The organism is Flavobacterium sp. FlaQc-57, from assembly GCF_044007395.1.
Taxonomy (GTDB): domain Bacteria; phylum Bacteroidota; class Bacteroidia; order Flavobacteriales; family Flavobacteriaceae; genus Flavobacterium.
The window spans coordinates 19084-31638 of the sequence record NZ_JBIPDA010000003.1 but is presented as its reverse complement, the minus strand read 5'-3'; the positions used below and the strand labels follow the sequence as shown (position 1 = coordinate 31638).

Genomic DNA, 12555 nt, shown 5'->3' with positions numbered 1-12555 from the left:
TTTGGTTTATTTAGTTATTCTGGTTTGGTTTGGTATTTTTAAAGCCTCTTTCTTGCGTTACAAGGAACGGTCTAAATGCGTATATCCGCCATCAACATATATTAATTGCCCTGTGGTATGACTCGATTTGTCTGACAATAAGAAAACGGTCATATTAGCGATTTCTTCGGCAGTTGTCATTCTATTTTCAAACGGAATTTTAGCTGTGATTTCTTTTAACTTTCCCTCCGGATTTTCAAGTGTTTTTATCCATTTATCATACAACGGCGTGTAACATTCGGCCACAATAACTGAGTTTACACGGATTCCGTATTTCAGCAATTCTACAGCCCATTCGCGGGTTAAAGCATTGCGCCCACCATTTGAAGCCGCATAAGCAGAAGTATTTCCTTGTCCGGTATCGGCAGTTTTTGAACCAATATTGACAATTGCACCTTTTGTTTTTTTAAGCTCTGGCAAAGCGTATTGCGCCATTAAATAATAATGCACTAAATTTTTATGAACTGATGCTATAAATTTCTCATAATCTCCACTTTCTAAACCAACACCATCATTTACACCGGCATTATTTACCAATCCGTCAATGCGTCCGTATAAAGCAATAATTTGATCTATGGCAGTCTTACAAGCTTCAGGTTTCGTTAATTCGGCCACAAGAGACAAAGCTTTTCCGTTCTCGGCTTCAATTTCTCTAATAGCAGCTTGATTGTCAGTATCGTCTCTTCCAATTATTACAGGAACAGCGCCTTCGGCAGCCAAAACTTTGCAGATTCCGAGTCCAATTCCTTTCGCTCCGCCGGTTACAATAATTATTTTGTCTTTAAGATTAAGGTTCATTTATTCTTTATTTTGGTTAATTAGGTAGTTAGTTTTTTGCGAAATCTGTTAATTTCAATTTCAATTTAAATACATAGAAACATAGTTTTTGAACTCTTAACAAAAGGCGTTTCACTTTTAAAAAAAACACATAGACTCTTACGTAATCACTATGTTGAAGAAACAAGTTTCTTTTTTGTATTCTTTTTGACTTTTAAATTCTATGTTTCTATGTGTTTTATATATTTTATCCAAGTTTCAAATTATTCATGCAACTGGTAAAAGTTAATAGCATTCCTGCTCCAAAATTTATCCTGATCTCCTTTAGAGAATTTTGAAAAATACTGTTCGGCAATGTCACAAGAATCGGCATAAGAAGCTGCCAATAAACTCACAGGCCAATCACTGCCAAACATTAGGCGATCAATTCCAAATGCTTCTGTCACGACATCTAAACAATACGTAAAATCTGTTACTGTCCAATTGTTCCAATCGGCTTCAGTTACTAAACCAGAAACTTTACACATTACATTTGGATATTTTGCAATAGCTTTTATACCCTTTTCCCATTCATTAAATTCTTTATTTTTAAAATCCGGTTTCGCCAGATGATCTATAACAAAATTTTGGTTCGGAAACCTTTCGACAAGTTTTGCTGCATTTTCCAAATGTTTTGGAAAAATCAAAATGTCGTAGGTAAACTTGTATTTTTCTAATTTCGAAATTCCTTTTAAAAACTTCTCAGACAACATAAAATCAAGATCTTCTTCAGCCTGGATAATGTGTCTGAATCCTTTTAGTTTTTTGTATTTATAGAAATATTCTAAACGTTCATCAATATTTTCGGCACATAAATCAACCCAACCTACTATTCCTTTAATAAAATCATTGTCTTTGGCAAGATCTAGCAGAAAACGTGTTTCTTTTTCACTTTGGTCGGCCTGTACTGCCACACAACCATCGACTTGATTTTCTATCAATAAAGGTTTTAAATCTGTAGGTAAAAAATCCTTTTGTATCACTTTCATTTCTTCGGTGATCCAGGCGTCTTTTACTGGATTGTATTTCCAAAAATGTTGATGACTATCTATTTTCATGCAAATCGAATATTTTATCCATCATCAGCCATTTTTCGCCCTCTTTTGCCCCAGGTAATGCCTTTTGGTATTTCCACATTAGTTCTTCCCATTTCTGAACCACAGGATTATTGGCATCCATTTCGCCTTTTCTTTCAAAAGTAAAAGTTTCATTAGCCTCAATAATCATAAACAATCTGTTGCCTACACAATAGATTTCAAGATTTTCAATTCCGGAATTAACGATGCTTTCTGTAATCTCCGGCCAAATTTTTTCATGATACTTTTTGTATTCAGCCATTAATGTCGGGTCTTCATTTAAATCTAATGCAAGACAATATTTTTGAGTCACCATATTATTGTGGTTAAAATTGAAGGTTAAAAAACCTAAAACTATGATTATTGATAAAAAACTATTTGTCTTGAAATTTAATTAACTAGAATTCGGTGCGCATAATTATATTTAACACATAGAAACATAGCTTTGTTGCTTTAAAAAAGGCGCTTCACTTATTTAAAATACACATAGACTTCTATGTGCTAGAAATGTATTTCTATTTTACTTCTTTTTTTGAGACATAAAACCTATGTTTCTATGTGTTTAATATTTCTTTAATGAATTATACTCACAACGTTAATAGCACAATATTATCTCTTAAGTTCGGCAAAAACGAGCAAATCAACTAAATCGTTTTATATTTCCTGAAACGGCATTTTACTACAATTTCAAAAAAATAAAATTATTGCATAAATACCTTATATTTTACTTCAAAATTATCATTAATTAAGCTTTTATTATCTTAATAATTAATTTCATAAAAAAACACATAATATATAGCATTTTCTATATCGTGCACTAATTCAAAAAAAACATAAACTATTCTAGACCTATCAGCTCAAAAAACTAATTGGCTTTTTTAAATATATATAGATTAAAAAAAAGATTTTAGCTTTCCGGATCTTACGAATTATTTTTAATCAAAAAAGAACTTAAAAGACAATAGCAACTATTTGTATTGAAATATTATAATGAAGAAAATTCTTTAAACAAAGGCTTTTTTTCGATATTCCTTAGGAGTTGTTCCTATTAGTTTCTTGAACAACTTATTGAAGTTTGAGGCCGTTTTATAGCCACATTCGTAGGCAATTTCAGAAATCCCTAAATCAGTTTCTATTAAATACTTGCACGCATTTGAAACTCGTATTTCATTTAGATATTCTACAAAGGGTTTTTTAGTTTTTGCTTTAAACATTCTACAAAAAGAGGTAGGAGTTAAATTAGCAATTTTTGAAATTTCATCAAGAGATATATCCTCTTTATAATTCGATTTGACGTATTGAAAAACTTCGGCAAGTCGGTCGTTTTTATTTTCGTCACTAGCTGACACATAAGAATTATCATTGATATACCTTAGATCTTTACTTTTCGACAAGAGAAATAAAATTTCAATCAATCCCAAAACGACTTCGAATCCTTTCTTTTTGAGTAATTTTTCCATTTTTTTAGAAACCATAGCATTGGTTTGCCCCGATATAGACACTCCTTTTATGGCTTGAGAAAAAAACTTTTTAACATCTTGCGCTTCCGGTAATTCATAAAACGAGTTTCCAAAGAGGTCTCTGCTAAAATAAATTACAATCGCTTTTGCCTTTAAACTATTAATTCCTTTATAAAAAATTTCATCATTAAGCCAAACGTGCGGGATATCATCGCCCAGAAAAACCATATCACCAGATTCGAATGATTCTACGGCATTTCCGATAATTCTTTTCCCGTGACTTTCTAAAATGTAAACCAGCTCAAATTCCGGATGCGAATGAAAAGGCGACTGAAAAAAAGATTCTTCACGCGAGAATACAGAAAGCGATGTATTCGTATAAGAAGCAATGTTAGTCTTTACAATTTTCATTTTAAGAATAGTAATGATAATTAATAATTAAATAAGGATAAAATCGAATTAATCGCTTATTTTTTTTAGATATAATTTTAAATTTCCCAAAAAACAAAAATAACAAAAAATTCATATGACAATACTAAATCGTTTTACTAAGTTTGAAAAAACTAAAAACAAATACAAAAACGAATGATTAATTTTCAATTTTTCCTAAAAAAAGACTCGTTTTTTTTCTATGCTTTGCCTTGATTTATTGGCTAAGTACACAAAAAAATCAGGATAAAATTGAAGTATTTATCTAAAAAAATAACTGTCGTTAATTAGGCAGAGATTTCTCAAAAAACAATTTAAAATAATTGCAAATAAAATAAAGAAGGGCCATTTTTTTAAAATGAAACCTTTCATTAATACCATGCAATTCGTCATTTTTTACTTCTAATATTTTAATTGCCAATAAAGTTTCAATTAAAATAATGAGATAAAATTGAAAAAACTAAAACTAAAAACATGAAAAAAGGCCTTCTAATTTTCTTCATTGCTTTGTGCACAAAGTCAATTTCTCAAACCAAAACTACCGGAAATGTAGTCGAATATTTTGGAAAAGAAAAAATTACTACAACTGCTGAGGGTACAGTTTTGCACAATTTTATTACCGGTTATACTCTTGCAACCGACAAAAGATCCGGCACACTTTTTAACGGACAAGATGCGGTTGCGTGGCAATACGCCGTTGGAAAATTCGTAAATCCGAATAAACAAAAAGGAGATTGGCAACCTATAAAAGTAGATTCGGTTGGGGTTTTCAGCGGAAAAGAAATGAAATCGGCTTTTTTATTTACCGAATACAAGGCTTCAAAAGGACAAATTGTACTTTTGGAAACCACTGGCGGAACGCGAACATACATAAACGGTTTTCCGCACGAAGGCGATCATTATGATTTTGGATATACTCTGATTCCGTTTAAGCTTCACAAAGGCATCAACGAATTTGTTTATACAAAAGGGCGCTTTGGTCGCGTGAAATCGAAAATTATAGTGCCTTCAAAAAGCATTCAGTTTACCAAACGCGATTTAACTCTTCCGGATGTAATTAATGGTGAAAAAGACGAAAAATGGGCTTCGATTCGTGTTATCAATGCAACCGAAAAAGACCTGAAAAACCTTGTAATCACAGCAAAATTATCTAGTGGAGAAGCGACAACTTATACAACAGATGACATCATGCCGCTGTTTGTTAGAAAGGTAAAATTTAAAGTTCCGGCAGCAAAAGCAAACTATTCAGGCGAACTAACAATAGAACTTACGCTTACTGATAAAAGCGGAAAAGTAATTGACAAAACAAAATTCCCAATTCAGCAACGCTCAGCAACCATTCATCATGAACGCACTTTTTTAAGTAAGGTCGATAATAGTGTGCAATATTATAGCATTGCTCCCGCATTAGGAACTGGACAAAAAGCTTTAATTCTTTCGGTTCATGGTGCTTCTGTAGAGGCACGTAACCAAGCAAGAGCTTACAAACAAAAAGACTGGGCGCATATTGTTGCCGCTACAAATCGTCGTCCTTTTGGATTTAATTGGGAAGATTGGGGACGAATTGATGCACTCGAAGTTCTTGCCGAGGCCAAAAAAGTATTCAATACCATTCCGGAACAAACGTACTTAACTGGTCATTCGATGGGCGGTCACGGAACCTGGTTTTTAGGAACCACTTATCCTGATAAATTTGCTGCAATTGCTCCTTGCGCCTCTTATCCGGATATCTCAACTTATGGCTCTGACAAAGGCGACGAAATGCACGATATTTTTAAAGCTTATGCATCTATCAAGCGTTCGGCTAATTCTGGCCGAGTTAAAAGCTTGGTACAAAACCTAAAGCAATCTGGCGTTTATATACTTCACGGTGATGCCGATTCGACTGTGCCAATTTCGCAAGTAAGAGAAATGCGTCAAATTCTAGGTACTTTTCATCCTAACTTTTGTTATTACGAATATCCGGGCGGAGAACATTGGTATGGAGATCACTCTGTAGATTGGTTCCCTATTTTCGAATTCTTCAAACGTCAAACCATTCCTGCGAATAAACAAGTCAAAGAAATCGATTTTCATACCGCTACTCCCGCAGTTTCTGCAACCGATTATTGGTTAAAATTACAACAGCAAATTCGTCCATTTGACTTTTCTAACATTAATGCAAAACTGGATAAACAGCAAATTACCGTTAAAACAGAAAATGTTTCGATTATGGAAATTGATTTGCCTTCATTAGATCTTAAAGGAGAAGTTACCATCATTATCAACGATCAAACCTTAAAAACGACTTCTGACAAGAAAGCTATTTTGGCTCTAAAAGAAGGAAAATGGGGATTCATTGATGCTATAAATACAACCGAAAAATACGCAGAACGTCAAGGCGGATTTAAGTTTGCTTTTAACAATAATGTTGTTTTTGTTTACGCTACAGCAGGTTCGGCTTCAGAGCGCGAATGGTATTTGAACAGAGCCCGTTTTGATGCCGAAACTTTTTTATATAAAGGAAACGGAAGTATCGATGTGATTGCCGACACTGAATTTTCATTAGACAAATATAAAGATCGAAATGTGGTGCTTTACGGAAATGCGTCTAACAATCGTGCATGGAAATTATTATTAGAAAACGCTCCTATTCAAATTGATAATCAACAAATAAAAGTTGGCGACAAAGTATTAAAAGGAAATGATCTGGCTGCCTATTTTATTTTACCAAGAAAAGACAGTAAAACAGCTCTTGTGGGTGTTGTGGCCGGAACTTCTGAAAAAGGAATGAAAGCAACTTGGGCTAACAATTACATTTCAGGAATTACTGGTTTTCCTGATGTCATGATTTTTAAAGCCGATTTACTTTTGAATGGTTTGCCAAATATGAAAGTAAGTGGCTTCTTTGATAACAACTGGTCTCCTAAAACATTAGAATTCAATCTGTAATAATAAAAAATAAGGCCCTAAAAATGGTAAAATCGTAATTTAATACTCCAAACAGAGTGTTTAACATTAATTTACTAATACGATTTAGCACTTCAACAAAAAACAATTACTTTTAACACAAAAAGATCGAAATTCAAACAAACAATATTGGTTTACAAACAAAAAATCAAGCTTTTAACAACCAATAATAAAAGAATAAAAGTAAAAGATGGAAAAAAGATTTGCAATAGCTATGGATGTTGGCGGTTCTCATATTACTTCTGCAATTGTTGATCTAAGTGAAATGAAAGTCTTTAAAGAATCCGTTTTTAAGGTTTCTTTTAATTCTAATTTACCAACCGCAGAAGTAATGGATTTTTGGGAAAATGCCATTCGGACTTTATTAGAAAAATCAGAAGTTGGTAAATTATCCGGAATAGCAATGGCTGTGCCGGGACCTTTTGATTATGAAGATGGAACTTGTTGGATTAAAGATCAGGACAAATACGATAATTTCTACGGACTTAATATCAAAGATTTATTGAGAGAACGTTTTGATTTTGATCTGGATTTTCCAATTGTTTTTGAAAATGATGCTAAAAGTTTCGGAAAAGGTGAAGTTTATAAAAACATGGAAAATCTTCCGAAAAATGTAATGGCTATTACTTTGGGTACGGGACTTGGTGCCTGCTTTATCGAAAACGGAAAAATTGTAAGTACAGGTATTACCGTTCCAAAAAATGGTGAAATATGGGATCTTCCATACAAAAATGGCATGGCTGAAGATGCTGTTTCATTGAGAGGTTTGCTCTCTAATTATAAAAGCCTAAGCGGCATTCAAGCAAATAATGGACTCGAATTATACATTTTAGCTATAAACGGGAACAAAAAAGCCTTAGAAGCTTTTAATTTATTTGGAGAAGATTTGGCAGAGATTATTCTTCCGTGGTTAAAAAGCTTTAATGCTAATATGCTTGTTATTGGAGGAAAAGTAGCGAATGCCGGAGATTTATTTTTGAATTCTTTTAGAGAAAAAGCAAAACAATCAGGAATTGAAATTGAACTAATACTCTCAACAGATAATGAAACTACTGCTTTATTAGGAGCTGCAAGTTTACTTTATGAGGCTTAAAATAAATGATATGACAAATCGTAGAAATTTTCTAAAAAAAACAGCAATGGCATCAGCTGCTGTTGCTTTTGGTTCTTTTGCAGGACGAGCAGAAGAACTTAAAGAACAAAACGAACTTCCTGACGGAAAGGTGCGCAAACCAATTGTACTTTCGACATGGCGTTTTGGCTTGCAAGCTAATGAAGCTGCCTGGGAAGTATTAAAAAATGGCGGTCGTGCTTTAGACGCTGTAGAAGCGGGTGTAAAAGTTCCTGAGGCTGACCCAAAGGAAAGAAGTGTTGGTTATGGCGGAAGACCTGACAGAGACGGACGAGTAACATTAGACGCTTGCATCATGGACGAAATGTCTAATATTGGTTCTGTAGGTTGTCTGGAATTTATAAAACACCCTATTTCTGTTGCGCGCGCCGTGATGGAAAAAACACCTCACGTTATGCTTGTAGGCGATGGAGCGTTGCAATTTGCGTTATCGCAAGGTTTTCCTAAAGAAAATTTATTGGTTCCAGATTCTGAAAGAGAATGGAAAGAATGGCTAAAAACATCTGAATATAAACCAATTGCTAATATCGAAAACCACGATACGATTGGAATGATTGCTCTGGATGCAGCAGGAAATCTATCGGGTGCCTGCACAACTAGCGGAATGGCTTTTAAAATGCACGGACGTTTAGGCGACTCTCCTATTATTGGAGCTGGTTTATATGTTGATAACGAAATTGGAGCTGCAACCGCAACAGGTCATGGCGAAGAAGTAATTAGAATTGCCGGCTGCCATTTGGTTGTTGAATTAATGCGTCAAGGAAGATCGCCTCAAAAAGCTTGTGAAGAAGCTGTTTTAAGAGTGGTAAAACTGATGAAAAACAGAAAAAAAGACTTAAAAGATATTCAAGTTGGGTTTATTGCACTGAATAAAAAAGGCGATTACGGTTCTTATTGCGTTCAGAGCGGTTTTAACTACGCAGTGTATGACGAAACCGGAAATCGTTTAATCGATCCCGATTTTTATATCAAATAATGAACTATCAAAACCAAAAAAAAAGACTTAACAAGAAACCAAAATGAAAAATAAAATCCAGTTACTGTTTACAGCATTGGTTTGTGCCAGTGCATTTTCGCTGCATGCTCAAGGCGATTTTAGCATGGAAGCCAACAAATCTGAAGAAGCAGGATATATCGCTCCAAAAGATCCGTTAGTAAAAGCAAATTTAGAGAAATGGCAAGGCTACAAATTTGGTGTATTAATTCATATGGGACTTTATACCCAATTAGGAACAGTAGAATCCTGGGGATTGGCTCCTGAAGACTGGGTTACCAGAGATGGTTATGACGATTATTACAAATACGCGACTGATTACAGAAATACCAAATACAAATTGAACCCTATGAATCTAAATTCAGAAAAGTGGGCGAAAATGTTCAAGAATGCAGGTGCAAAATACATGATATTTACCTCTAAACATCATGATGGTTTTTGTATGTATGATTCAAAATTTACCGATTTTAAAATTACAAATCCTGAATTGCCTTACGCTAAAAATGCAAAAGCCGACGTTTTAAAAGATGTTCTCGATGCTTCCAGAAAAGAAGGATTGGCTGTAGGAGTTTATTACTCTAAACCGGACTGGACTACTCAAAACTTTTGGTGGTCATATTATCCTCCAAAGGACAGAAATCCAACTTATGACATTACTAAATATCCTGCAAGATGGAAAAGTTATGTCGAATATACTCAAAATCAGTTAAATGAATTGACTACAAATTATGGTAAGGTTGATATTCTATGGCTTGACGGTTGCTGGGTTCGACCACTTTCAAGCATTAATAAAAAGGTAGAAGAGTTTTGTAAATATCCATATGACATGGATATTGATATGAAATTAATCTCTGAAACTGCTCGTAAAAAGCAACCTGGAATGCTTGTTGTCGATCGTTGGGTTCCTAGCGAATACGAGAACTATTTAACACCTGAGCAAAAAACTCCAGAGAAACCTTTAACGGTGCCTTGGGAAAGCTGTATTACTCTTGGCGGTGCGTGGGGATGGGTTGCAAATGATCACTACAAATCATCTAAAGAAGTGGTACAATTAATGACGAGCATTGTAGTAAAAGGAGGAAATTTACTGCTTGGTGTAGGTCCTGATGCCAAAGGAGAATTTGATCCAAAAATTGAAACAACTTTGGCCGGCGTTGGTAAATGGTTAACAGCAAATGGAGAAGCGATTTATGATACTAAACCAGTTGCTCCTTACTTAGATGGAAAAGTAGGTTACACTCAAAAAGCAAATGCTATTTACGGTATTTATATGCCTGGAAAAGACGAAAAAGAACTACCGGCAACAATCACAATTAAAACGGATAAAAAAGGCAGTTTAAAAGCTTCCTTATTGGGGACAAAACAAAAATTGACCAGTAAAAAAGTCGATGGAGGAATTATCGTTACGATTCCGCAAGAACTAAGAACTACTTTAGCAAGTCAGGAAGCTGTCGTAATTAAAGTGAGTTAGTAATACGAAGAAAGAAGATATTAAAATAAGAAAAATGAAAAAGCAATTAATAACAATTTTGGGATGTTTGACCTTTTTCTCGGTGACCGCTCAAAAAGTAAGCGCTCCTGCACCTTACGGAGCCTTGCCAACTGAAGCACAATTGCGCTGGCAGGAAACAGAACAGTATGTTTTAGTTCATTTTACACCAACAACATTTCAAAACAAAGAATGGGGATATGGCGATGCTGATCCTAAAATTTTTAATCCAAAAAAATTCGACGCCAATCAAATTGTAAACGCTGCAAAAGCTGGTGGATTTAAAGGTGTCATTTTTGTTGCCAAACACCACGATGGATTTTGTTTATGGCCAACCAAAACAACGGCTTACAACATTAGCGCAAGCCCGTTTCGTGATGGAAAAGGTGATATGGTAAAAGAATTTGAAGTTGCAGTACGCAAAGCGGGACTGAAATTTGGTCTTTATTGCTCGCCTTGGGATCGAAATAATGAAGATTATGGTAAACCAGAATATGTAGAAAAATACCGAAATCAGTTAAGAGAATTGTACACCAACTATGGGAAATTATTTATTACCTGGTTTGATGGTGCCAATGGTGGCGATGGCTATTATGGCGGTAAACGAGAAAATAGAAATATAGATCGTGCTACTTATTATGATTGGGATAAAACGTGGGCGATTTCTAAAGAATTACAACCCGAAGCTGTTATTTTCTCAGATAATGGCGAAGTACGCTGGGTGGGTAACGAAAGAGGTTTTGCTGACGAAACTTCTTGGGCTACTTTTACTCCTGAACCAATTGCCGGAAAAACGGTTGCTGTTCCCGGAGAAACTAATTACGAAAAAGCACAAGGCGGAACCCGAAATGGCAAATACTGGAAGCCTGCAGAGTGTGATGTTCCGCTTAGAGACGGTTGGTTCTATCATGCAGATCAGGATGATAAAGTAAAATCAGTTTCGGAGTTATTTGAAATCTATTGCAAATCTGTAGGAAGAGGAGCTTGTATGGATATCGGTATTGCACCAAATACGGATGGTTTATTACACAATAATGACGTTAAAGCGTTGAAAGATTTTGGAGATTTCCTAAAACAAACGTTCTCTAATAACCTTGCAGAATCTGCTGTGATTACTGCTTCGGAAATTCGAGGTGAAAATCAAATATTTTACGGAACTAAAAATCTAACTGATAACGATCGTTACTCCTATTGGGCCACAAGCGATGAGGTAAAAAAAGCTTCAGTAATTTTAGAATGGGACAAAGAGCATACGTTTAACATCATTCGCCTTAGAGAAAATATCAAATTGGGACAACGTATTGAAAAAGTCGAAATTGATGCTTTTATGAATGGAAAATGGAAAAAAATAAGCGAGGCTACCAGTATTGGTGCCAACAGACTGGTGCGCTTACCAAATTATATCTCAACTTCAAAATTGAGAATTCGTATCGTAGAATCGCCTGTTTCTATTGCTTTAAGTGATATTGGTGTATTTAAAGAACCGGAACAATTGGCTGTACCAAAAATTAAAAGAAGCAAAGACGGAATGGTTTCGATTGTAACCGAATCAGCTGTAAATCAAATTCATTATACAACTGACGGAACTGAACCAACCTTAAAATCTCCTGTTTATCAAGCGCCTTTTACCTTCTTAAATTCTGGTGAAATAAAAGCGAAATCATTTGGTGCTGATATGAAATCGAGTGAAACTGCCATACAATCATTTAATGTTTCAAAAAAAGACTGGAAAATAGCTGCTGTTACTTTTGAGAATCCAGAAAAAGGAATATCATTAAATGCAATCGATGAAAATGCCGAAACCGTTTGGAGCACTATAGATAGTTCTCTTGCAATAGCTTTTCCTCAATCCATAACAATTGATATGAATCAGGAAATGACTATTGCTTCCGTATCTTATTTACCTCGTAAAAACGGAACGGGTGGAATTGTAAAAAATTACGAATGGCAAGTAAGTACAGATAATCAAAATTGGATAACTGTTGCCGAGGGTGAATTTGCAAATATCAAAAGTAATCCTGTTGAGCAAAACATTACATTAAAAACAGCAACAAAAGCGAGATATATCAAGTTTATTGGTAAAAGCAGTATAGAAGGAAATTATGTTTCTGTTGCCGAATTGGGTGTAAAAACTGTAAAATAAGAGGATAGGGTTTAGTTTTTATCGCTTA

At 34.7% G+C, this 12555-nt stretch carries 9 protein-coding genes; 5 read left to right on the top strand and 4 right to left on the bottom strand.

The window, feature by feature from the left end:
* Positions 1–57: 57 nt before the first annotated feature.
* The 4 genes from ACHRVZ_RS11305 to ACHRVZ_RS11290 all read right to left on the bottom strand — a co-directional run bounded on the left by ACHRVZ_RS11305 (position 58) and on the right by ACHRVZ_RS11290 (position 3802).
* Positions 58–837 (bottom strand): SDR family oxidoreductase, encoded by a 780-nt coding sequence (locus ACHRVZ_RS11305; protein ID WP_395422536.1) that lies wholly within the window; start codon positions 835–837, stop codon positions 58–60.
* A 242-nt stretch (positions 838–1079) separates the two neighbouring features.
* Complete coding sequence (locus ACHRVZ_RS11300) at positions 1080–1913, bottom strand: amidohydrolase family protein (protein ID WP_395422534.1); 834 nt, start codon at positions 1911–1913, stop codon at positions 1080–1082.
* Entirely contained in the window at positions 1900–2247 is a 348-nt protein-coding gene (locus ACHRVZ_RS11295; protein WP_395422532.1) for an L-rhamnose mutarotase, read from the bottom strand. Before ACHRVZ_RS11295 ends, ACHRVZ_RS11300 begins: the two co-directional genes overlap by 14 nt.
* A 688-nt stretch (positions 2248–2935) precedes the next feature.
* Positions 2936–3802, bottom strand: a complete 867-nt coding sequence (locus tag ACHRVZ_RS11290) for an AraC family transcriptional regulator (RefSeq protein WP_395422531.1) — start codon at positions 3800–3802, stop codon at positions 2936–2938.
* A 492-nt stretch (positions 3803–4294) separates the two neighbouring features.
* On the opposite strand from ACHRVZ_RS11290, the gene ACHRVZ_RS11285 reads away from it, so the two are divergent.
* The 5 genes from ACHRVZ_RS11285 (at position 4295) to ACHRVZ_RS11265 (ending at position 12527) form a co-directional block, all read left to right on the top strand.
* Positions 4295–6751 (top strand): prolyl oligopeptidase family serine peptidase, encoded by a 2457-nt coding sequence (locus tag ACHRVZ_RS11285; protein WP_395422530.1) that lies wholly within the window; start codon positions 4295–4297, stop codon positions 6749–6751.
* 208 nt (positions 6752–6959) lie between these two features.
* Positions 6960–7862 carry an ROK family protein gene (locus ACHRVZ_RS11280; protein WP_395422529.1) on the top strand — a complete coding sequence of 301 codons (903 nt, stop codon included), beginning with the start codon at positions 6960–6962 and terminating at the stop codon, positions 7860–7862.
* Positions 7863–7872: 10 nt separating this feature from the next.
* Entirely contained in the window at positions 7873–8877 is a 1005-nt protein-coding gene (locus ACHRVZ_RS11275; RefSeq protein WP_395422527.1) for an isoaspartyl peptidase/L-asparaginase, read from the top strand.
* Between the two features lie 43 nt (positions 8878–8920).
* Complete coding sequence (locus tag ACHRVZ_RS11270) at positions 8921–10366, top strand: alpha-L-fucosidase (RefSeq protein ID WP_395422526.1); 1446 nt, start codon at positions 8921–8923, stop codon at positions 10364–10366.
* Positions 10367–10400: 34 nt separating this feature from the next.
* Positions 10401–12527, top strand: coding sequence for an alpha-L-fucosidase (locus ACHRVZ_RS11265; RefSeq protein ID WP_395422525.1), 2127 nt, complete (start codon positions 10401–10403; stop codon positions 12525–12527).
* The last annotated feature ends 28 nt before the right edge of the window (positions 12528–12555 follow it).